The sequence below is a fragment of the Chryseobacterium sp. CP-77 genome, from assembly GCF_036362765.1.
GTDB lineage: Bacteria > Bacteroidota > Bacteroidia > Flavobacteriales > Weeksellaceae > Chryseobacterium > Chryseobacterium cupriresistens.
In genome coordinates this window covers 3,684,025-3,707,909 of record NZ_CP143637.1, presented here as the reverse complement: position 1 = coordinate 3,707,909, position 23,885 = coordinate 3,684,025, and the positions used below count along the sequence as shown (strand labels likewise).

The window sequence follows — 23,885 nt, the reverse complement described above, 5'->3', positions numbered from 1 at the left end:
ACTAGTTTTTATCATATTCAAAATATAAAGTTGCTGAACTGCCTGAGTTTCCTCCTGTAGATCTTACTGTAACATCTCCAGCTGGGCCTAATGATACACTCCATCCACCATCATTGGAGGACACATCTATATTTTTATAAGAATTTGGCCTACATAAACTATCTAATGTTCCTATAAACACTCCATTAGACCAATTGGGTGTAGATCCGTTGTAGCCAGTTATGGGAAAACTTAGAATAACCTTTATATGTCCGAAAGAAGTTTCTTGGAAAGAAGAGTAATAAATATCTGCAAGATGTGTAGGAGTAATAGTACATACATAAGGTTTACATACTCCATTATTATTCACATAGTTTTGACCATTAACATTAACATCATTTTGGGCCTTTTGGTCAGCATCGGCTTGACTTAAAGTAGATGTATACTTCCCTGCAGGAACAGTATAGAGACTTGCTTCCGGTAGAGTTCCTGGCCCACAATTAGCTCTTAAGAAACTTCCACTTTTTGTATTACTGTAAAATATTCTCGAAGCGAAATTGTAATTATATTCCTTTAAAATGTTTCCTTCCTGATCTAGAATTTTTTGCAACTTATTATATGCATCATATTTATAAACAGTTTTAACTCCTGTCTCGTTATATTCTGTTTTTATTCCTATTAAAGTATTATAAGTATAGGTAGAAATTTTAAAGTTTTTAAATTCTGCCTTCTTTCTAAATATTTCTAAATTAGAAATTAATTCACCTTCGGTTCCGTCATTGATATGTAAATCTGACTTCTTAACAATATCCAAATCTAAATAAGAATTAGAATTATTTGGATCCAAAGAGAATGCTTGCATCACCTCTGCATAAGTCGCGCCCTCAATTTTTGCAATTAATGAGTTTTGGCCATATCCCCAAATAAAAGTTGTTGGGGTCTGTACAGAATTTTTTACTTCAATAATGTTTCCCTTATTATCATAGCGAGTAAAGTAAGTCTTATCAGAATCATCCTGTGGATAACCTTTTATTTTTTCTGTTAAATTAATACTCCCACTAGGCGTGTAAATAAATTTATCAATATTGGAAATAGTAAATTTTCCATTTTTAAACTCTTTACTCCCAACAGGCATTGTTTTAACATTATCATCAGTAGACATCTGTTGGTTAAATTGATCGCCTTGTTCAAAACTATATAAAAATTCACTTTTATATGTATCTGCGCCTAAGTAATCTGTAGTACTCTTTAACAAATTATAAGCATCTAGATAACTATAAACCTTATTTTTAGTGAGACTTCGACTATTAAAAAAGTCAGTTGTCTTTACCTCTAATAGGTTATTACGATACATTCTGCTATCCTTTCCTACGGTAAACGAGCCTGTACTAGTCCCAGGAACGAGGTTGAACAATGCAGCAGGAATCTTTACATTAACTCCAGGTCCTGTATAATCAAAAGCAAAAGTATATGGTATGTTATTATCTTGTATATATTGCTGGTTCGCATCATACCTAATCATATCCATTATAGGAAAGTCCTTATTTTCTAAAGTATATTTATATTCTGTCTTTCTAATTAAATCATTTGAATCATTATATTCATTTCTTTCTAATAGTTGCCCCACGAGAGGATGTTTTAACATATACAAAAACGATTCTGATCCAACAGGAAAATAATAATTATAAAGATCAAAGTTTGCATTTGTAACTGTATTTATAGCAGTCACTTTTTGAGGATTATCACTTATTGAAGAATATTTTTCAACTATTTTCCCACCATTAGGGAGTTTCTCTGTTACGTTTTCATATTGAACAGTACCTCCGTTATAAGTAGTTTCTTTTCCATATAGATTTTGTGAAAGGACTGGATTGGCAACACCAGTTTTTCCATTACTTATTATTGGGAGGTGAGCAATTTGCCCACCAGAATATTGATATGTGGTAGTATAAATTTTACCATCATCAATTAAATCAATACTAGCAATTCTTATACCTGCTCCAGATATTTGCTGCCCTTTCCAATTAAATGTATTTAATTCATAATTAAAGTTTTGCAATCCTTGAGTTCTATACTGAATTGATTTTAGGCTCCAAGCTCTTGAATCCTCTAATGTTGAAAGTTCTTGATTATATCCACCGTAGTTTACTAAAACTGGAGATAAAGCAGGTATTATCAATGTTGAATAATAATCTAAACTAAAACCTCCTTGTGTTTCTGTATACTTATACATATTCGGTTTTCTTGGCATCCGCTTATTAGCATATTTTTTTCCATATTCTTTGGTCGGCCAATCTATAGGATCCCATTCGTTATTTGATAACAAATATGATGTTGCAGCAGGATCTAAGGGTGACTTATAGCCAAAAGGATCCACATGATAAGTTCCTATTTTAGGCTGATCACGATCCTCATAATAGCTAAATATATTATAATCAACAATATTTTGCATTTCTACATCAGAATATTTATAAACTGATGTTAACTTCAATCTACGACATTGTTCCACATTATATGTCAGATTATAATCTGTACATTTTGAATCAAAATAACTATAATTAAAAACGTACATCCATTTAAGATTACCCTTATAATCCTTAATATAGACTTTGGATAAATAAGGATCTTTATTGTGACCAACCCAATTTGTTGGGCTGCTTAACAATATATCAAGAGATTTACTATCGTCTCTACCATTAATATATTCAAAATCAATGATTTCTTTATCAGTTTTAATTTGAGTTATATTTTTTTTAATAAAGCCATCATAATCCTGGGTTACTGCATCCTGTATTGAATTGGGTGCCTGATAATCTCCATCATAACCAAGTCTTAGTACATTATAGGTTGCTCCCTGCCTAATATAATCATTTATACCACTATGCACCATGTATGAAAAAAGCACCTTTTTCTTCGTTATATTATCTGTAATAGAACTGATGTGATATTTATTAACATTTCTAGTTACTTCACTAGAACGTGTAGAAGTATAGTTTGCACCAGAATCTGTTAGATGCCCTAAATCAGAGGCACTTGATGGTATTTGTACCGAGAAGTCATTAAAGTCATAAGTAAAGTGATCTTTAATGATATTAATTTTCTGTACATCCTTATAAGCTAAAAATATAGAATTACACCCCAAATTCTGATGATGTCCTAAAAAATATACTGGAACTTTGGTAAGCCCAGGATTAGATGGGCATAAGTGCCCCGAAGAATATTCACGATAAAATCCATATTTGTTTACAAAATTAGGATCAAATCTTTCATAAGTAAGTGATATTTTTTGCCCATTAAAGGGATTAATATGTACTGGTTGTAAGTTAGGGTCAATATAAAACGAAGAGTTTAATCCTAAAAAATTCACATCATATACATCAGGTAAATCTTTATTATAGGATGGCATTGAGTTACTAAAATCCATGGTAATAGACGAAAGATACCCTAAGCAAAATTCATATAACTTACTTAAACCAAAAGAGTATTGTATATTTGACTTTGCATCATTTATTTTCACAATATTTTTATTGATTTCCCCTCCAGTATTTAATGCCCAACCTAATCCGACCTCAGTAGCAAATTGATCAGCTTTAACTCCCCCAGAATTATAAACAAGTTCAATCGGAATCTTTAACCCTTGAAAGTCAATTTCATACAAAGGAATTTTAACATTAACCTTACCTACAACTTTATTTAAACCAAATGGTTCTATCTTATTAAATTGGAATAAATCTCTGTTAGTATTGGGAGTTTGTGTATTATATTGAGAGCCATCATTATCAGTAGAATTTTTACTCGTAGTTCCACCAAGAGATGATATTTTGTCTAAAGACCTAAGAATATCACTTTTGGCCATTGAGTCTATTACACTTTTTTGAGAATATATACTACCATAGCTATATAATAGAAATATTAAAAATATTTTTTTCATTATTTATCCTTATTTTTTTATCAGCTTTGCATTCGCTGTTTTATTATTATCAGTTTTTATCGTCACCAAATAAGCTCCCTGTACTAAAGCTTGCGTATTAATTTTAGTCACTCTATTCTTGGTTTCGAAGTTTTGAAGTTGTCTTCCGCTCATATCATACAGCATAATATCAGCTTCTTTGAAATCAAATCCGATTTCTACATAGGCATAATCAGTTACTGGATTTGGATAGACTTTGATATCGTATTTTGCAATTAAATCATTCACCTGTTTGTCACCCAACTTTACAATCTTCCAGTTCTCTTTCCCTAATTCTTTGGCACTGGTTCCTGCTAAAACAATTGAACCATCACGATTTAGTTTCAAGTCCGAAAGCCGCTCTTCTTTTTGCCTAGATTCTCCTGCTACATGCTTTCTCCACTGCTCATTGCCGTTGCAATCCAGATATAACATCCAGAAGGTTTCATCATCTTTTTCTATTCTTCCCTCGGCTTGGGTGTAACCACCTAACAGAATTCCTTTAGATTGATTGTCTGCAGAATGAATCACATTCATTCCCATCAGTATATCCCGATTTTTGAAATTGTAGGACTTCTGCCACTGCTCATCCCCTCTTTCGTTAAGAGCAATGATCCAAAGATCTGTGCCTTCTTCAATTCCTACGGTTTTGTTGCCAGACCTTTCTGATCTCGATTCCCCACCGATGATGTAACCATTTGATGTTAAAGCCAATGTTCTGATATGATCATCTCCTTTACCGCCAAAGTTCTTTTCCCATTCTACTTTTCCGTTTTTATCCAGCTTAACGATCCAGTAATCCCCTTCACCGAAATTACTGCTTTGTTTTGAGACTGCAGATAGCAGGTTGCGGGTAGCAGTATCTGCAGCAGAAGATCTTGCTTCAGGATATCTAATCCCGGATCCCGAACCTCGGGACTCGGAGCTCCTTGAGTAAATCCCTAATAAAGCGCCACCGTCTTTTGTGGGAATCATCTTTTCCACTTCATCAAGGCCTTTTCCGCCTAAAATCAGCTGGGAAAGTTCCTTGCCATCCTTATTGATCCTAGTGATCCAGACATCTTTTGAACCATAGCCACTGGAAGAGTTCTGTACATTTCCGGCGACAAAAAAGCCTAAATCTGTACTTTGAATTACTGCTCTGGCTTCTTCATCAGAAGAGGTTCCCAACGTTTTCTGCCATAACTCATCCCCGAATTCATTGATTCTGATGAGCCAGATATCTGATCCGCCTTTGGATTCCTCTTTTTTATCTAAACCTTTCCCCGAATAGCTGGTTCCGGAAATTAAAAATCCACCCTCCTGGGTGCTTACTGTAGAAGATAAATAATCGTGATTGTCCCCGGAGAAATATTTTTCCCAGACTTCTTCTCCCTGCTGGTTAAGCTTAAGCAGATGGAAATCGTAACCGTTGTTCTGTTTGCTTCCCTGCTGAAGTTTATCGCTCTGTATGGAGCTTCCTGTAATAAGATACTGCTGATCGATGGTAGTGGTAACCTGACTTAGAAAATCCTGGGTAGAAGATCTGATATCTTTCTGCCACAGAACCTCTTGGGCAGACACCCCAAGAACTGTACATATAAGACATGCACTGAGATAAATCTTTTTCATTCCCGTGTTGTTTTGAGTTTAGTAATTAGCTTTTCAAATTTTGCACAAATTTAACTTTTTTAGTTCATATAAGTCGTATATACGTGATTTAATACAAAATATTTCCAAACATTAGGAAATCTTCTGTGATTCTATAGCCTTTCATTGATTCTACAAATCTACTACAGTACAACGACAGAACCCTACGCAAAATATTAAATACTTTACGTCGATATCAACTATGGTAAGCACTCAATTATTGCATCAGTAAGCCTTAAACAAACCAGGAATTTCGATTTCAGAAAAATAGGTCATCATCCAAGTAAATATAGCTTACTACTCATTAATGGTTCATTACTCATTATGAAAGGTGACCTTCAGGAGTATTGGGAACATAGAATTCTAAATCAATAGTACTATGAAAGAACGGATTAATTTAACTTTACGACTTCGATTGAAATAAGCTTTTTAAGGTATCTTGAAAATGTTTAATCATTTTGTTTCAATGGAGCTATCCTTTAAATCATTTTCTTTAAACAAATCTCCAAACTCTTTAATGATATATCTTTGATTAGTTGTATTCTCAAAAATCACAAACTTATCATTATAATATCTAAATTCAGCTTTAGGATACTGAGCTTTTACTTTATCCGTTAATAAAGAAATATTTTCTATAGAATTATAATCAAATTGTCTATCTAAAATATTTAATAGTATTGAGAATAAAACAGCAGTGATAACAAGTCCAAAAATCTTTAAACTAGTCTTTGCATTTCCCATGTTTTTATAAAGAAAAATGAAAAAAATATTAATTCCAAGTAGCATAAAGCTTTTGAAGAGTTTATAATAATTTTCATCTACGAAATCCCTATAAATATTTAGTGCCAGGGCCATAAAAGCAAAAAATAAAGTAATCCAAAATTTTATGTGTTGTCGTTTATCATTCTTAATAGCCAGATAAAAACCATATGAAAGAATTCCTATAAGATATAATGGAGATCTGATAAGTATTAAAATACCATCAATTAGAAGCTGGCTAATAGAAAAGTATTCTATAAGAGATGGAGAAAGTGATACTAATTGGTAAAGTTGCCCCAATCCACCTAATAAAGTAGGGACAAAAATAATAATTGCGAAATATTCCTTTAAAAATGTTAATATACTATTTGCAAGAAGTGCATCAAAAAATCTTTTCATTTTTTATTTATTATATTATTCGAATAAATCAAAGTAACAAATAAACAAATTAAACTATTCATAAAATTACGGGTTCTCGCAAATCACTATTTAAAGTTAGATCAACTGAAATTACTTAATAATATCAGGTTGTTAAAATCTTTTTAATTTCCTCTGTTTTATCTCCTATTAATTTAGAGAATATAATTAATTTATTTTGAGTAACGCTCTCATCAAATTTCTTTCTAGTATCTTTTCCTTTATAAACAACAACACCTCTTTTTTCTGTTGTATCAATCAGCTTTCTTAATTCTCCTTTTTTCATATAAAATTTATTTATCAGGTTCATTATATGTGCTGATAGGAACCTTCCGCATATTTTTATTCTTAGCAATTCTTTTAATTTTAATTTCTTTAATCTCAAGTTTAAAAAACTCTTTTAACATAGAATCTAAATCCTTTTCATTAATTTTCAGAACAACCTTCATCATTGCATTTAGATTAATTATTTCAGATTTAAAATTTTATTCTTTTCGGATTCAAATTCTTCTTCATTAATAATACCTTTAGAACGCAAATTATCTAATTTACTAAGCTGATCGTACTTATCAAGTATTAAAGGATCTTGTGACTTTCGCCTAAGATTAATAATATTCTTACTTGAAAAAGCCTTTGCAAATGCCAGCCACCAACCATATAAAGTCCAGCCAAAAAAAAGATTAATAAATAATACACTGAAGAATTTAAACTTTATAATTGGAGATCTAAATAAAGCTATTATAGTAGGAGCAAAATAAATGAAAAGAATTATTCTAAAAAAAAGAGCTTCTCCATCACTATGGCTTATAGCAGAAAGTATTACCAACATTATTTATAATTTATTTTTAATCTATTTCTCTTTATGTCAGCAGCCTCACAATAAAGAATAGGTCAAATATAAAACTTTTCTTAAAAAAAGCCACTAATAAGATACATCTTTTTAGTGGTAACATAACTGACGCTTATTTCCAAGCTTTGTATTCTCTAATTGAGGCTATATGGAGGAAAAAGAATTTTTAAAGGAAGAAATCCTGAAGAAGCTTGGGAAAAGAATAAGAAAACTTAGAATAGCTAAAGGTTATTCTAGCTATGAATATTTTGCTTATGAACACAATATATCTAGAGCTCAATTTGGAAGATACGAAAAAGGAGAAGATTTAAGATTCAGTACATTGGCGAAAATAATATATGCTTTTGATATGACTCTGGAAGAATTTTTTTCAGAAGGATTTGAAGAATAATAAAAATAAAGTATAACCACTTTCTTTGTACGTAAATTAAATTTTAATTTTATAGAAATAGTTGACAATTATCCAATACGCTTCATATTATTTCACTCGCTTATATATCTTTTATTTGATCATTAATTTTAGTAATAAATTCACGAGACTTATCATCATCATCTAAGATTAATTTCCCATGATTGATACCATTATCATTTAATTGTCTAAAAATCTTTTTTTTATTTTGAGGCAATATCTTTATAGGCACAATCATATTCTTCCAAAATTCTTTCTTATTTAATGGGATATTGATGTCCCTATCTGATGAAACAAACAATCTACCATGCTGACGAAATAATCTAAACTGATATTTTCTTTGATCAATGTTATCAATAAAGGTTGGAACATTACAAACAAATGACTCATCTAACTTAAATGGATCTAAATTTGAATAGCATGGTTTATCATACTCTGTACTTTCACCATATATAAATTCTGAGGGTACTAGTAAGCACCAAAGTTGCCCAGCTTTATCATCATGTTTTTCTGAAGGTTCGGTAGCAAAGAAAGCTGAACTAAAAATTGATGTAGATAAATCAATTAAATTAGTTTTAACACCTGCATGTTAAGCTTGAAACAGTAAATTCCAAGATTCAGAATGTTCAGAATGCTCTTCATACTTAAATATAACATCTTTACCATATTCTTCAATTACCTTTTCTTTAAAAATATTTATTGCATTTTTTTCGATTAATCTAGCATTCTCCATATTAACATCTGCTGAAAAAGGAGGACGAAAAATTCCAGGTATGATATCTCTGCCAAATAATTGTTCTCCTCTATAATGAGGATGTACATCAAAACCGTAATCAAAATGCAAATTAGTTCTAATTTGTATCAATTCTTCATGTAAGTTTTGTAAATCATCAAGATTTTTAATTTTATAATCTTTTAAGCCTGATAAAAAATTATCTCTCACAATTTCCGAAATCTGTAAATATGTCATTATCGATTTAAAAAATGGTAATTATCTATTATTCTTTATTTTTTCTACCCTTTTCGAATAATCAAATTCTATTTCATCATTTGTCTCTAAAGCCAATCCTTTTAAATCCGGATATATAGTGAAATGATTATATCCATTTTGCTTAATTTCATTAAACATATCTTTTCTAGCAGAATTTGGAACGATAATTTTATGATAGTGACTCTTTAAAACGTCATATGCTTCGTATGGCTTGTAATCAATTCCAAAAAAAACAAATTTACTTTTTTGGGCTTTAATTCTAGGCTCATCAAAATCTGTTTCTATTGCTACAGGATGAAAAATATCCTTAATTTCTGAAAACTCTGAGTTTTCTAAATTAACAATTTCGCCATCATTAAAGCTTTCCTTATTTAAGAAATTGGGATCGATGCAAAAAATACTGCTCCCTTTTTCTGAATAACCATATTTTTCATCAATATCAACGTATTCATCGTTTTCATTATCACATTTCTTAAATTTATTAAGCGCAAAATACAAAGCAATTATCGGATCTGTTGTAAAATCTAACAATCTAGTTTTTATTCCATAATGTTGCATTAAGTACAAACAATCTATTTCACGTATTACTCTCGAAGGATATAGTGTTTCAAATTTATTTTTAAAGATTTCTATTGCTTTAATATCATTTTTCATAATAGCATCGGATTTTTTAAATCCGTACTTATGTCTATCAATTCCTTGATCATCTCCAATTACAAATTTTTCTCGAAAGAGTGATGGTACTATTTCATAACTGGCATTACTTTGCCCCCTAAACCATATCATCCCGGAATTTTGTAAATTTTCAATAGTCTTTTGATACTCAGCTAAATTGGTTACAATTGTGTACATATATTTATAATCATAAATTAATAATTCTCAAAGAAATTAGCTGTTGATGAAATTCCTAAAATTGTTAAAATGTCAATTTGAGGATCTATTAGAGTAATTTTTTTCATATTGTGAATCATTTTATACTTTGATAGAAACTTGTTATTGCTGTTTTCCCAATCATCACCAATTCCACTATACCAGTTATAAAAAAGCATAGCTTGTTCATAATCTGACATAGTAGATCTTAAAATTCGTAAATATTTTAATTTATCTTCATCATTTAATTTTAAGTCTGAATTATCATTTACAACAAATTTCACCATTGTATAAAGGTTACGGTAATATTGTGGTAAAAAATGAAGATAGCCTTTAAACGGTTCATAATTAACTTTTAACCAGAGAGTCTTCCATTGGTCTCTACTGTCCTTATAAAAATTTTGGTATGCTTTAGTTCCATCTAATTTATAAATACTTCTAAGCTCTTTTAAAATAGAAAAGCTGTATTTAATAACACCTTCATCTATTGTACTTATAGTGTTATCTTCTAAGTATTCTTTTGAAAATTTATTTAGGCCCTTAAAGAATGTTTTGTAAGCCATTGAAAACAATTCTTTTTTTATTAAATCTGAAAGATCTTGTTCTCTTTTTCCCTTCTTTTCCTTATACGCTTCTAAGAATACTCTGTAAACACATTTTAATTCTACTAACATCTTTTGAAATACTATTTGATCTTTAGTATTATAATCAATAAATATTCGATTATTATTGGTCTGTGTCAATAACGCCTGATGTGGCTGAGCGAAATAGGATATCCCACTCTGTCCTCTTTTAGCAATAAGTATGAACTTTAATTTGTCTAATAAATTAGTTCCACTATTCATGTTCAGATTTGTCTCTAAATTATCTGGATTTTTATATCCTATTATTTCAAATTTATCTTTATTATTTAAATATATATCAATTAATTTTTGAAATTGAGTTTCAAATTGCTGTAATCGAAATTGTTTTTGAACTTCTATATTAGCTATATATTGTACATAAAATGCAATAAAAGTAAAAGCAATTCCTGCGAACCCCAATAGTACACCAAAATACCCACCTAAAAAATCTCCAATATCTCCAAGCTGGAAAGATTCCTTATCTTTTTGAATAATATAATAATCAACTGCATTAACATCTTTTGATATCGCTGAATTATTTTTTGAAATCGAATCTTTCTTAGATAATATTTTTTTAGATAATCTAACTTTCTTTTGAAAAAAATTTTCTATTCCTGGCGACAAAGGATTGATCAAAGTACTATCAATAACAATAGTCTTAGGAGAGGCTATTTGCCTAATAAATACGGTGTCATTCTCAACGTTGAGATCATTTAATTCTTTTGTATTATATTTTTCAGAAATAGGAAATAATTGATTATCATAAAAATATCTAGCAGCAAAAACAATAGAGATTAACGTGAAAAGCAAACCTAATGAAATAGCAGCACCTAAAATAATTTTTGATTTCATGGTATAGTTTAAGTTTTTATAGTTTTACTTGATGATTCCTTGGTTTAAACCAATTTTCACTTATTTCATTATTGTCACTTTTCGGTTTAGGATTTGCATCATTTACTTTAAAAGTTGTTGGTAAATTCACCGAGTGACCAAATATTAATGCGTGCTGTATTGGAATTGATGGAAGACGTTTTAGGACAGTCTCTGATATATGAGGAGTTATTTGTCGTATATGGGATAAATCCTCAGGATTTTGAATTCGATGTACAATAAAGTTGCTACACTGTGACAAGACCGTTTTTGATAGTTCACTTGGTCTTTGTGAAGATACAAGTAAAAACATTCCATACTTTCTTCCCTCTTTGGCTATACGTTCAAAAATGTTATTAGCATCTCCAAATACTTTTCCTGCATTAGTTGATAAATACCTATGTGCTTCTTCCAAAACTAAGTTTACTGGAAATATATTTCTTTCAATTACAATCTTTAATTTTTCAAATATAAGTCTCGCAAGAACACATGATATTACTTCTGTCGTTTCATCATTTGCCGAATTTAAATCTAAAACAATTATTTGAGATTTTTTTATTTCCGCATCTATACCTAAAAACTTATTCAAATAACTAAAACTATCAATATCAACTCTGTTTTTAGTCAAGAAATTAAAATCTTCTCTTTCTTTAATACTTTTAAATCGAGTTATTAATGATGAACAATAATCTCTAATTTGACGATTGCCATGAGCTTCTTCATATAGAATTGCAAGATCCAAAGCATCATCTAAAAATTTAAAATCAAAAAATTGATTACCTTGATAAGACGGAAGTGAAAAGTCTGAATCTAAAAATTTATATTCACCATCTTCATCTTTCTGTTCTAAATAATCGTATAAATATTTAATGCCTTTCATCTCCCCAAAATGAATAAAAAGACAATTTTCAATTGTACAAGAAACATTTCTTAATCCATTATTAAAATCTCCAACTCCGCAGCGAATTGCCAAATTTATTTCAGGCGTATTAAACTTTTGTAATATTGATTTTATTCTGTCTTTTTTTGATGGACTACTAGTCTCATCTCTTAAAATCTGGGTAATACACGAAGCCAAGATGTGATTTTTTATCTTATCAGTGTAATTCATTTGAAATAATACAGCAAGGGCAAGAGCATTTCTTAAAATAGGTAATTGAGATTTTTCGCTCGCTTTTAATAATAATGCCCATTCATCAATATTTAAAAGCCAATGTGGTAGTATAAATTTCTCATATTTATCATTACTTTTTTCAATATAATCGATAGTAAAGTTTTTTACTTCAATATCTTTATTCTCAATGTTTACTTCTCCAAAAGCTTGGCTGTATTCTCCGTTTACATCAAAAAAAACAAATGTACTTCCAGTGGCACTATAGCTTTTAAATTTATACAATGTTTGCAACATAGATGAAATTGTACATGACTTACCACTACCTGTATTTCCAAGAACAGCAGAATGACTTCCAAAAAATTTATTTATGTCAATTTTTACTTCATAATCTGGAAAAATTATTGATTTTCCTATTGGTAAAGAAGTATATTTACTATCACACTTACAATCACCTTGAGCACATTCTTCTAACTTCTGGCAATTTATTTCTTTCAATTTATTAGTCTTAAATATAACATCCAATTCATATTCTTTAATATATAAGACATCAGAATATAAAGATGGGTATACACTAACACCAAATTCAAAATCTTCGTTCTTGCTATTAGCCTTTATAGTACCAATTGGTAAAACATCTAGAAATTTTCCTGCTTGTATTTTACTAAGGATTTGATCAGTTGGGTTAGAGAATGCAAGATTTAGATCCTTTTCTCTTACACCTGCAACTTCTGCTACAATATGATAGTTCTGGTAAGGAATAATAACGTAACTATTTAATTGCGCAAAATAATGTATGTCATCATAACCATTCATATTAAAATTATCCAGCCCACTTAAAAGTTCTACGCTAAAACGATCAGAATTAATTGTTACTATTTTACCAATTACTCTTTGTTTATCCTCTTTTGTCATTTTAGTAAATCTTTCAAATTATTTAATGTCGTTTCCATTTTTTTATCCAAATCGTCAGCCGTTAAATCAGGTAACATTTCATAAACAAAACGTCTAAAATAATGTAAGGGATAATCAGAACTATCCAATTCATCTTTACCTCCAACAATCCATATTCTTGAATCATTTAACTTTTGTAGTTTTTCAATAGAATTTCCATTTTTAGGTTCACCAACTACAATTAATCTGAAAGATGGAATTGTAAATGCTTGAAATATTATGTTATTTATATGTTCATCACTAAAACTATATCCAAGTGTTATAAGGATATTATTATTTTGCATTAAATTTTTTTGGAACTCTCTGAATAAATCTGAATATGGACTACCAAGACTAGCATTATATTTTAAAGGAGTAGGATGAATCATGATATTATCTTTTTCTTTTAAAATATCATATTTTGCTTCCTGAATTTCACGAACTTTAAAGAGTTTGTTTTCTCCTTGTTCTTCAATCCAATTTACTGAACCATGAATTTTATAGAGGTAGAAAAAATTATCAATAACACTCCATTTAGACTGTGATAAATCCATTTTTTCCGCAAGTGCATAATTAAAAATTGCAGGATTAAAGAATTTACTTATTCCACCTGTAAAACCATTTACATAATGAATTCCGAGTAAATCCATAGCACGTTCTGAGTATAAATCATAATTTGTTGTAAATATATTTAATCGTGGCAAAGTTGAATTTCTAGAAAGTAATTTCCTATAGAATTCTTTATACAACTCAATCAATTCATTATCCAATCCAGAATTAATATTCGATTCATTTATACACTTTCGTAATAAGAAATTTCGAGCATCTATAATTATAGTTTCTATTTTTTGAAAATCAGTTCTTATAGCGAATTCTTTTTTTCCTTCGTTAATTATTGTAACAGCTTCCTTTTTATCATGATCACTTAAAATACTTAAATGATAGAAAGACAAATTATGAAGCGTCGATAAAAAAGTTTCAAGATTGGTTGCAAATGGAGAAGCATCTACATCAATTTTTAAGCTGCTTTTTAGCCATTCTTTTTTTTCCCTAAAAGCTTCAGAACCATAAAACTCCTTTGCCATGGGGACCATAATTGGTATACCAACTTGGATTTTTACATTTTGAGAGTCAGTTCCAGCTTCCGATTTATTTTCAATTTCATACGATGAACAACCACTGCCTAATAAAAAAGATAAATTCTTATTATCTAAGACCTTTAAAAAAGCATCTTTAATTTTTTGAGTTGGTACATTCTCAGATTGAGTATTTTTGTATTCGATAGTATTCTCGTTTCCTTTATAAAAAAATAATGGCATATTGGAGTTGATTTATTAGTTTTTACATGCTAATCATATTTTATTGGGAACTAGCATTATAGCAAATATCCACAAATATTTAATATTAACAATATGGTTTCCCGTAAAAACTAAAGTACAAATCCAAAGTAACAGATGTGAATTGGATCCGAAATCAAATAACAAATTGATAATTATATCGAAACATTATTATCAAAATACAATCTAAAAATCAATATATTATCATCATAAATTGAACTGAAGTTACGATTAAAAATAACTATTGATAATCGATACTGTACACCTCATGGTCAAGGACATACGATTTGGCAATATTAATAACCTGCTGGCTTTTGTAATTATACAGTTCAAATTTTGCAGAAAAGCTTTTCACATCATGTTTTTGGAAAAGCTCTTTGTACTTGAATGCAGGAGCAGCCATGGGAATTCCCAGATCTTTTGCTTCTTTGCTTCTGGATACAACACATCCATCGTTGTTGGAAAGAACCACAACGGGTTTGCCTTCAAGATCGGGATCTAGAGTCCTTTCACAGGAAACAAAAAAATTGTTACAATCTACCAGAGCGTACATGACAATTGCATAGTAAAATCTATACAAAATTATAGTTTTTAAAGAATAAAATAATCTTTTAAGCCATAATTAACATCATATTTAACACTCTGAAAACAAATGAATAAAATTTTTAAATACGACATGTTTTGTCGTATTAGTGCTGTAATTTTGTTTTCAAAAAATATTCACTGGGATCAGGATTAAATCATTCTCAACCGTTCTTCCTCGAGGTCGAGCTGATAGAGCTGATGGCGGATAATTTCTTCATTCACGGAAGTATCTTTATTCAATTCTGAAAGAAACTGTCTCTGGCTTTCCAGCATTTCAAAAAAGATATCTTTGGCCTTTTCATTCATCCATTCAGTATTATTGGTCTGGATCTTTTCTTCCCATTGTTTCAGCATTCTTTCTAATCCTGCATGGCTGTTCAATTAGGTTTCATGCTTGGTTTTAAGAAAATGGTAGACATGCTGCTTTAGTTTATATTTTATTTCTTCCCGTGTCTTTTTATCTTTTTCTTCATCTGTGAAATCATCAAATACATGTCCATATTTTATAAAGTAAGGCAAAGTAAGTCCCTGTACGAGTAAGGTAAGCAAGATTACCACGAAAGTAATGAATAGGATAAGGTTTCTGTTGGGAAAAGGGAGTCCGTTTTCAAGGGTAATCGGAATGGCCAGGGCAGCGGCCAGTGAGACAACACCTCTCATTCCTGTCCATCCAAGCATCAAAGGCATCAGGAGACGTCTTCTTGCAGAAGAAGCACGGGGAGCGACACTTGGCCGGAAAATCAATGTAGCCAGCATGGCGGCATAAGAACTTATGATTCTGGCGGCAATCAGAATACCGGTCACCAACACTCCATATTGGATAGCAATTCTCAAAGGAATTCCTTCTGACCGCAGCCCTCCGACAATTTCAGGAAGCTCGAGCCCTATTATTAAGAATACGATGCCATTCAGAATAAATACGAAGCTTTCCCATACGCTATACCCCATGATACGGCTGGTACTGTTTAGAAATATCATTCGTTTTCCAGACATATACAACCCACCACAAACTACAGCTAAAACTCCGGAACAGTGAAACTGCTCTGCGACCCAATACATCAGATACGGTTCAATAAGGGTCAGGGCAATATCAGAAGAAGCTTCTGTAGGAAGCCGCTTGTGAGCCTGTACAAAAAACCATGCCAGTACTAACCCGATTCCTGCACCTCCGATTACCATCCATAAAAAATCCAGAGAAGCTTCCTGCCATACGAACTGTCCGGTTCCTACAGCAATCAGAGCAAAACGGAATATAATAAGAGAGGAAGCGTCATTCAACAGACTCTCTCCTTCCAGAATCGCAGATGTAGTGGATGGTATTTTTACAAATTTCATAATGGCTCCTGTACTCACAGCATCCGGTGGAGACACAATGCCTCCCAGCAAAAACCCGAGAGCAAGTGTAAATCCGGGAATAAAATAATTCGCTGTCACCGCTACTGCCAGCGCTGTAAAAAAGACCACTAAAAAAGCAAAGCTTCCGATAATACGCCACCATCTTTTCATTTCTTTAAAGGAAATTGACCATGCAGCCTCAAACAAAAGAGGAGGCAAAAAGATAAAAAATATAAGATCCGGATTGATCTTTACCACCGGAAGACCTGGCACAAAACTAACAAGCAGTCCGAATACAACGAGTAAAACAGGATAAGCAATTTTTAATTTGGCAGCCCACATATTGAGCAGCACAATGGCTGCCACCATGGCCAATAAAAAAGGTAGGATCGTATGCATGTACTATTGTGTTTTATCCATCATATTTACCACTTCTATTTGATTTTTAAAAATTTAAAAACAATTTTTTTTTATTTTTTAGTTATACAGATTAATTTAACCATTTCCCAATCTTTTTCCTAAATGTTTTTCACCTCAGGTTGAATATTTATAAAATTTTAAATATAACACGTCAAGTTTCGTCGCATCCGCGCTATACTTTTGTCCTACAAGAAAATAAGAAATATGGACAAAGTAACCTTAGAACGGATTCAGAAACTTCACCCGTTGGTAAGAGATGAAGTGAAGCAAATTATACAGGAATGTGATGAAGCACTTACCGGAAGAGCTAAAGTGCGGATCACTCAGGGATTAAGATCTTTTGAAGAGCAGGAAAAGCTTTATGCAATCGGAAGAATTACTTCAGGAAAAAAAGTAACCAATGCCAAGGCAGGGCAAAGCATTCACAATTATGGCCTTGCGGTAGACATCTGTCTTATGATTGACGGAAAAACAGCAAGTTGGGATACGGCAAAAGACTGGGATAATGACAACGTTGCAGACTGGTACGAATGTGTAAAAATCTTTGCCCGCCACGGCTGGGATTGGGGCGGAAACTGGAAAACATTTAAAGACCTTCCCCACTTTGAAAAAAAGACAATTCCCTCTAAAAAAGGACCTGTAAAAACCAGCTGGAGAACGCTTTTGAAGATGCCAAAAGACCAGCAGAATTACGTTATTTTTTAGTCTCATTTATTTGAAATTAAATATAATACGACACGTTCTGTCGCTTCCCCAGACTACCTTTGCTTTATAAGAAAACAACAAAAAAGCAATGAAATCTAAGTATAGAATCTCCACAATTTTTAAAATATTCAACAGATTCTGTAGATGTAAGATTGCATGTGTCCTTTTAACAAACCATTAAAAATATCACATGAAAAAGACAACCATTCTTTCTTTGGACGGAGGTGGAATAAGGGGAATCGTAACCTGCATTATTCTGCGTTACATAGAAGAACAGCTCCAGTATTATGATAAGCCTTCCGCCAAGCTGGGAGATTATTTTGATCTGGTAGCTGGCAGCAGCACCGGAGGTCTGATTGCTTCTATTATTCTCTCTCCTGATGAAACCCGAAAAGCAAAATATTCTATTCAGAAAGGATTGGAATTATATGCTGAAAAGGGCGGCGACATCTTCCAGGTTTCCTTTTGGGAAAAACTGGTTAATCCATTCGGATTATTGAATGAAAAAATTTCCCAGGAAGCTCTGGAAAAAAATTTACATGATTTCTTTGGAAATTTAGAATTAAAAGAATTAATAAAACCATGTTTGATAACAAGTTATGATATAGAAAACAGAAGAGCAAAGCTTTTCAACTCTTGGAAGGCCAACCTCAGCACAGACAATTTCTATGTGAGGGATATCTGCAGAGCGACTTCAGCGGCTCCTACCTATTTTAGTCCTGTTCAGATTAAATCAATGTATGGCCAGATTTTCAGTCTGATTGATGGCGGTATGTTTGCCAATAATCCCGCATTGTGTGCTTATGCAGAGGCCAGAAAGATTCCTTTTGCAGAAGTTTTAAAAAATCATCAGAAAGCTAACCGTCCCACGGTAAACGATATGATAATGGTTTCTATCGGAACAGGGATCGAAGCAAGGCCCTACTCTTTTAAAAGACTGGAAAAAGCAGGAAAAATTGGCTGGGTAAGCCCTATTGTTGACATTCTGATGTCTGCCAATGCAGAAACAGTGGATTACCAGCTGGAACAGATGTTTCAGACACTGGGACTTAGAAATCAAAAAAATTATTACCGTTTGAATCCTTCACTAAAAAATGCTTCTCCCGCCATGGATAATGTAAGAAGGTCCAATATTGAGAATCTGATACAGGCCGGACTGAGCTATATTGATGATAACAGAGAAACTTTGAACCAGATTGTTCAGAAACTCATCAAAAATAAAATATAAGCTTTTTACCTTATAACTACCTTATATAAGTTATTAAGATTATATTTAAAAATTAAAAAATCTTTTTTAAACACGTCAAGTTTTGTCGTTTCGCCCCACTACCTTTGGAGTATCAAAAAAGACACAGAACAACAATCTAAAAAACTTTAAAAAGCCTTTGAATTCAACATTTCCCTATGCTGAACAGCCTGAAATATGTTCAAAAAAATATAACCAACACCTTATCACACAAAACATGGAAACACCAGATCACAATACAGATATACTCATCGATGAAGATCTCTATACGATAGAATGGAGTGATATCGAAAATGCTGAGATGGATTATGAAAACTATCTCAACGACATTGAAAACTTCTTCAGAGAAGATTTTGAAAAAGGAATACCTGAAGAAGATATTTTTTAAATAAAATTAAAAAAACACGACAAGTTCTGACGCTGTCCGACATTACCTTTAAATCTCTGTAATACACGCACAGCAATCTCATTAAACAACCCCGAACCCCCTTGAATTCACCATTCACAAAATGCTGGACAGCCAGAACTATGTCTGAAAATATAGCAAAAGTGCATCCTCCACTAAAAAAGGGATACAATAATCAATTTATTAACCAACAAATCACACAACGTTTTATGAAAACAAAAGAAGAACTCAGGCTCTATTTTGAAAATGGAGATATTCCAAAACAGGAAGACTTTTGGGAATGGCAGGACGCTTACTGGCATAAGGATGAGAAAATCGATATGGCAAAAATCGCAGGTCTGGAAAACGGATTACCCCGTTTTAATGACTTTTATGCTGAGATAGATGAAAATGGAAATGCTTCCCTGGCTCATTTACAAGTCAAAAGAATATTTATTAAAGCAGGAACACTATACATTCCCGACAGGTTTCTTCTTAATACAGGGATATCAGAAATATCAATTTCTGACAGCGTTACTACCATTGGGAAAGAGGCCTTCAGCAATAACCTTATTAAATCTGTTCATCTTCCCGCTCAGGTTAAAACCATCTATGATAATGCATTTTCTAACAATCAGATCACAACATTATCCTTATCTGAAGGGCTTATAGAAATTAAAAATTCAGCTTTTAGCTATAACAAAATCAGCTCTTTGTCTATTCCCTCTTCGGTTGCCATGATTGGTTCCAAAGCATTTAGCAACAATCCTGATTTACGGTATGTAAGGCTGGAGCACTCAACCCTATATTACGCTGATGCTTTTGATGCCCAAACAACAGTTGTGGGTGGAAGTTTAATCATTGACATGTAAATAACATTATGAAAACAAAACAAGAATTAAAACTCTATTTCGAAAACGGAGATATCCCAAAACAGGAAGATTTTTGGGAATGGCAGGACGCTTACTGGCATAAGGATGAGAAAATTGACATGCGCAAGATTGCAGGTCTGGAGAATGGTACATTCAACATACTCTATGCTGAAATAGATGCTGATAAAAATGCTTCATTAGCTTTCTTTTCAAAGAGAAAAATTGTGATAAAAGAAGGAACACTCACTATTCCCCAAAATTTCACCGCAGGTCTGCAGGTAACTGATGTAGAAATCCCTGACTCTGTAACAAGTATCCAGGAAAGAGCATTTAGTAACGGAGGCTTAACGACCATTACAATTCCTCCAAAGGTAACCGAAATTCCCAATTGGGCTTTTTATAATAACAGATTGGCGTCTTTAGTTATTCCGGACAGCATTATCAACATTGGAATACAGGCATTCACAGCCAATCAGCTGACACAGCTCCGCCTTCCTAAAGGAATAACAGTTATCTCACAAGGTGCCTTCTCTGTCAATAAACTCACATCTGTTGAGATTCCCAATGGAGTAACGGAAATTCGATCTGATGCCTTTGTCAGTAATCAGCTCACCTCAGTGATTATTCCCGATAGTGTTCTCAAGATTGAAAACAATGCTTTCAGAGATAACCAGCTTACAAAAGTAACACTAGGCCCGGAAACGACCTATTTACCTTATTCTTTTGACAGCACAGTAGAAATCGTGGGAGGAAAACTCATCAATTAAAATTTTTAGAAAAATGAAAACAAAACAAGAATTAAAAAAATATTTCGAAAACGGAGATATCCCGGTACAGGAAGAATTCTGGGAATGGCATGACTCTTACTGGCATAAAGACGAGAAACTAAACAATACTTCACTTGATCTGCCTGTTTATACAGAATTTGCCTATTCGCCAATGGATAGTACAGAAATTATTGGAACTGATAATATCATTGTTTTTCCTGAAGGTATAAAAACTATTGGAGGTTTTATCTTTTCAGTATCCGTACCACGCATTTCAAAAATTATTTTTCCTAAATCTCTTGAAAGGATAAAAGCTCGAGCATTTAACTCTCAATACCTAAAGGGAACCATAACAATTCCTGGTTCATGTAAAACAATAGAAACATTCGCTTTTGCAAGTGGTAACGCCCGGATATCAAAAATAATATTAGAAGAGGGAGTAGAAACTATTGAATCATCAGCATTTCAGTTATCAACAAGCAACGACCTAACAGCTTTATATATTCCAGATTCAGTCACCTCTGTAGGAGAAAATGCATTTGCCATTCCTTCACTACAAACAGTCTCTGCACCACAAGGTTTAGATCTGAGCAGATCAGGTATTCCAATCGGAATTATTACATACAGATAAACCCAATCAGTTAAATTTTTAAGCAAATGAAAACAAAAGAAGAATTAAAAAAATATTTCGAAAACGGAGATATTCCGGTACAGGAAGAATTCTGGGAATGGCATGATTCATACTGGCACAAAGATGAAAAGATTCCTGCGGCTCAATTAGATTATGATCTGTCACAAAAAGCAGATGCAAATGCATCCAATATAAATCCCCAGAATGCTCAGCTTTGGAAAGAAAAAATTGAAACTCAAACAACTATTCAGGCTCCGCAATTGAATGGAAACGTCTTAACGGTATTTTATACGGGTGAGAATGGAGTTCAGCAAAGCAAATCCGTAGATTTAAGCAGCTTGGTAACCCGTGATATCAGTATTGAGAATGCTTCATATGATGCCTCTCAAAATATTATTACCATTAACCAGAATGACGGCACTGCCTTTCAGATTAATCTTTCGGAATTCAGTATCATTCCCACCACCAATGCAGATGGAAGTGTTACATTGTCACAGGAAGGACAGGAAAAAGTTATCCTGAAAAAAGTAGCTGTAACAGGCAGTTATAATGACCTTTCTGACAAACCCACTTTTAGCGGGAATGATAATTTACAAAATGTCATTGACAGAGGTAACGGAACAACCAAACCTATTATTTTTCAGCCAAGCCAGGGCAGAGCAGGCGAAATCAATTTCAGTCCTACAACGTATTCCTTCTGGTTTGGAAATTTGAACACGGATCATACCGGAGCTTACGGACTGGGAATTGGTTATAATACATTATCAAAGTTAACTACAGGATCAAATAACGTAGCACTTGGTTCTTACGCTTTAAATGAAACCACTACAGGAAGATGGAACACAGCAACCGGTGTTTCAAGCGGAGCTAAACTTACCACGGGTAATTTCAATGCTTTTTTTGGAACACAGGCGGGAACTGAAACAACAACAGGAAACGGAAATACGTATATCGGAGATGAGGCAGGAAACAAAAATATTGCCGGAACCAATAACACTGCGCTGGGTCTTGGAGCCGCTTATTCCTTAACTAATGGAACCCAGAATACTTTTTTAGGTGCTTTTGCCGGGTATGTTCATGGTAAAGCGACAACTTCAGGCGCATGGGGCTCCAATACTTTTATCGGATATAATGCCGCCTCTACTACTCATGCTATGGGTGTTTGGGGAGATAACAATGTCGTTATCGGCTGTAATGCCCCGTTAGGAGGTTCAATATTCAACAAGCTGGTGATTGAATCCAATCCGGTAGCAAGACGTCACGATCTTGTCACTCCATTAATTGGTGGCGATTTTGCCGCAAGAACATTGGATTTTGACGCTGTTGTTTCTGCAAGAAGAACCCCTCTCGCCGACAGTACTTATACAAAAGTAGCTGTTCTGAATGCCAATAATGTATTTGGGTATAAAAACCTTTCCGACTTCCAAAACTGCATTCCTCTCACAGGAACAGAAGTGAACAATCCCGTTTCCGGTCATATCCAGTTTGAGAATGCCGAAGCACCGGAAATTGAATCTCTTCTTTATAAAATCAATACTCAGGACGGAATTAAAAACCAGGTAGGTTTCTTTCCAAGCGGAGTTTTGATCACATCAGGCAGTGTAGATAATTCTATACAATCGAATTTAGATGTCAGTAAAGATTACGGTGTATTGGCAAGAGCTTATGGTGCAAAACTTAGTTTAAGTAATGCAGGAGCTTCTTTAACGAGCTTTACCGCTCATTCTGACGGAAAAGGAATCATGGTAAGCAATTATCCAGATGAACCTGTTATGGTAGAACATCAGGTATCAAATGCCAGAGGATTAAGTTCTAAAACTTATTTTGGAGACAACGCACAGGAAAATGATTACATCCAGAAACAATATGCAGACAAACAGCATTCCTACAGTACCAAAGAAGAGCTGACAGGCGGAAAATGGATCAACGGTAAGCCTGTTTATAAAAAGACCTTGTATCTGAATCAGATTCCGAGAACAGGTGAAATCGATTTAATACCTGAATTCCCGGATCTTGAAACCATTATCTCCAACGAAATGTTTACAGAATGGGATGATCTTAAAGCGGCATTTGCAGGCAACCAATGGAGAACAAAAGCCTATATCACAATCGAAAGAGAAAGAGCTATTATTGAGCTGTTGAATGTACCTGATTACAATTATTCTCTTATCAATTCATTTACCCTAACCCTTGAATACACAAAAAAATAAGC

Annotated in this window: 23 protein-coding genes; 9 read left to right on the top strand and 14 right to left on the bottom strand. The window is 32.8% G+C overall.

Features of this window, described 5'->3' with window-relative positions; translation table 11 throughout:
- Position 1 precedes the first annotated feature (1 nt).
- A complete protein-coding gene (locus V0410_RS16555) occupies positions 2 to 3,910 on the bottom strand; it encodes a DUF5977 domain-containing protein (protein ID WP_330744925.1) in 3,909 nt (1,302 codons plus the stop codon).
- A gap of 9 nt (positions 3,911 to 3,919) precedes the next feature.
- The gene (locus V0410_RS16550) at positions 3,920 to 5,539 is read right to left on the bottom strand and encodes a T9SS type A sorting domain-containing protein (protein WP_330744924.1); all 1,620 of its coding nucleotides are present in this window, start codon (positions 5,537 to 5,539) and stop codon (positions 3,920 to 3,922) included.
- A gap of 198 nt (positions 5,540 to 5,737) precedes the next feature.
- Here V0410_RS16550 and V0410_RS16545 point away from each other — a divergent pair, with 198 nt between their 5' ends.
- A complete protein-coding gene (locus V0410_RS16545) occupies positions 5,738 to 5,932 on the top strand; it encodes an alpha-ketoglutarate-dependent dioxygenase AlkB (protein WP_330747713.1) in 195 nt (64 codons plus the stop codon).
- Between the two features lie 78 nt (positions 5,933 to 6,010).
- Here V0410_RS16545 and V0410_RS16540 read toward each other — a convergent pair whose 3' ends face one another.
- The 4 genes from V0410_RS16540 to V0410_RS16525 all read right to left on the bottom strand — a co-directional run bounded on the left by V0410_RS16540 (position 6,011) and on the right by V0410_RS16525 (position 7,562).
- Positions 6,011 to 6,715, bottom strand: a complete 705-nt coding sequence (locus V0410_RS16540; RefSeq protein ID WP_330744923.1) for a hypothetical protein — start codon at positions 6,713 to 6,715, stop codon at positions 6,011 to 6,013.
- A 124-nt stretch (positions 6,716 to 6,839) separates the two neighbouring features.
- Positions 6,840 to 7,019, bottom strand: coding sequence for a hypothetical protein (locus tag V0410_RS16535; protein ID WP_330744922.1), 180 nt, complete (start codon positions 7,017 to 7,019; stop codon positions 6,840 to 6,842).
- A 7-nt stretch (positions 7,020 to 7,026) separates the two neighbouring features.
- Complete coding sequence (locus V0410_RS16530; protein ID WP_330744921.1) at positions 7,027 to 7,185, bottom strand: hypothetical protein; 159 nt, start codon at positions 7,183 to 7,185, stop codon at positions 7,027 to 7,029.
- 14 nt (positions 7,186 to 7,199) lie between these two features.
- Entirely contained in the window at positions 7,200 to 7,562 is a 363-nt protein-coding gene (locus V0410_RS16525; protein ID WP_330744920.1) for a superinfection immunity protein, read from the bottom strand.
- Positions 7,563 to 7,731: 169 nt separating this feature from the next.
- On the opposite strand from V0410_RS16525, the gene V0410_RS16520 reads away from it, so the two are divergent.
- Positions 7,732 to 7,974: a helix-turn-helix domain-containing protein gene (locus tag V0410_RS16520; RefSeq protein ID WP_330744919.1), complete on the top strand. Its 243-nt coding sequence runs from the start codon at positions 7,732 to 7,734 to the stop codon at positions 7,972 to 7,974.
- Positions 7,975 to 8,581: 607 nt separating this feature from the next.
- Here V0410_RS16520 and V0410_RS16515 read toward each other — a convergent pair.
- The 8 genes from V0410_RS16515 to V0410_RS16480 form a co-directional block, all read right to left on the bottom strand.
- Positions 8,582 to 8,962: a hypothetical protein gene (locus V0410_RS16515; protein WP_330744918.1), complete on the bottom strand. Its 381-nt coding sequence runs from the start codon at positions 8,960 to 8,962 to the stop codon at positions 8,582 to 8,584.
- Between the two features lie 21 nt (positions 8,963 to 8,983).
- Complete coding sequence (locus V0410_RS16510) at positions 8,984 to 9,835, bottom strand: FRG domain-containing protein (protein ID WP_330744917.1); 852 nt, start codon at positions 9,833 to 9,835, stop codon at positions 8,984 to 8,986.
- A 17-nt stretch (positions 9,836 to 9,852) separates the two neighbouring features.
- On the bottom strand, positions 9,853 to 11,328 hold the full coding sequence (locus tag V0410_RS16505; protein WP_330744916.1) for a putative phage abortive infection protein: 1,476 nt from the start codon (positions 11,326 to 11,328) through the stop codon (positions 9,853 to 9,855).
- A gap of 16 nt (positions 11,329 to 11,344) precedes the next feature.
- The gene (locus V0410_RS16500) at positions 11,345 to 13,372 is read right to left on the bottom strand and encodes an ATP-binding protein (protein WP_330744915.1); all 2,028 of its coding nucleotides are present in this window, start codon (positions 13,370 to 13,372) and stop codon (positions 11,345 to 11,347) included.
- Positions 13,369 to 14,709, bottom strand: a complete 1,341-nt coding sequence (locus tag V0410_RS16495) for an SIR2 family protein (RefSeq protein WP_330744914.1) — start codon at positions 14,707 to 14,709, stop codon at positions 13,369 to 13,371. Before V0410_RS16495 ends, V0410_RS16500 begins: the two co-directional genes overlap by 4 nt.
- Positions 14,710 to 14,968: 259 nt before the next feature.
- Entirely contained in the window at positions 14,969 to 15,307 is a 339-nt protein-coding gene (locus tag V0410_RS16490; RefSeq protein ID WP_330744913.1) for a Y-family DNA polymerase, read from the bottom strand.
- A 155-nt stretch (positions 15,308 to 15,462) separates the two neighbouring features.
- Positions 15,463 to 15,693 carry a hypothetical protein gene (locus tag V0410_RS16485; RefSeq protein WP_330744912.1) on the bottom strand — a complete coding sequence of 77 codons (231 nt, stop codon included), beginning with the start codon at positions 15,691 to 15,693 and terminating at the stop codon, positions 15,463 to 15,465.
- A complete protein-coding gene (locus V0410_RS16480; RefSeq protein WP_330744911.1) occupies positions 15,694 to 17,046 on the bottom strand; it encodes a Na+/H+ antiporter in 1,353 nt (450 codons plus the stop codon).
- A gap of 225 nt (positions 17,047 to 17,271) precedes the next feature.
- Between V0410_RS16480 and V0410_RS16475 the strand changes: the two genes are divergently transcribed.
- The 7 genes from V0410_RS16475 to V0410_RS16445 all read left to right on the top strand — a co-directional run bounded on the left by V0410_RS16475 (position 17,272) and on the right by V0410_RS16445 (position 23,883).
- Positions 17,272 to 17,772: a M15 family metallopeptidase gene (locus V0410_RS16475; RefSeq protein WP_110008332.1), complete on the top strand. Its 501-nt coding sequence runs from the start codon at positions 17,272 to 17,274 to the stop codon at positions 17,770 to 17,772.
- A gap of 190 nt (positions 17,773 to 17,962) precedes the next feature.
- Positions 17,963 to 19,000 (top strand): patatin-like phospholipase family protein, encoded by a 1,038-nt coding sequence (locus V0410_RS16470; protein ID WP_110008331.1) that lies wholly within the window; start codon positions 17,963 to 17,965, stop codon positions 18,998 to 19,000.
- A 235-nt stretch (positions 19,001 to 19,235) separates the two neighbouring features.
- Positions 19,236 to 19,406 (top strand): hypothetical protein, encoded by a 171-nt coding sequence (locus tag V0410_RS16465; RefSeq protein ID WP_167497887.1) that lies wholly within the window; start codon positions 19,236 to 19,238, stop codon positions 19,404 to 19,406.
- Positions 19,407 to 19,633: 227 nt separating this feature from the next.
- Positions 19,634 to 20,275, top strand: coding sequence for a leucine-rich repeat domain-containing protein (locus V0410_RS16460; RefSeq protein ID WP_330744910.1), 642 nt, complete (start codon positions 19,634 to 19,636; stop codon positions 20,273 to 20,275).
- Between the two features lie 8 nt (positions 20,276 to 20,283).
- Entirely contained in the window at positions 20,284 to 21,042 is a 759-nt protein-coding gene (locus V0410_RS16455; protein WP_330744909.1) for a leucine-rich repeat domain-containing protein, read from the top strand.
- Between the two features lie 13 nt (positions 21,043 to 21,055).
- Positions 21,056 to 21,673 (top strand): leucine-rich repeat domain-containing protein, encoded by a 618-nt coding sequence (locus V0410_RS16450; RefSeq protein ID WP_330744908.1) that lies wholly within the window; start codon positions 21,056 to 21,058, stop codon positions 21,671 to 21,673.
- Positions 21,674 to 21,699: 26 nt separating this feature from the next.
- Entirely contained in the window at positions 21,700 to 23,883 is a 2,184-nt protein-coding gene (locus V0410_RS16445; RefSeq protein WP_330744907.1) for a hypothetical protein, read from the top strand.
- Positions 23,884 to 23,885 lie beyond the last annotated feature (2 nt).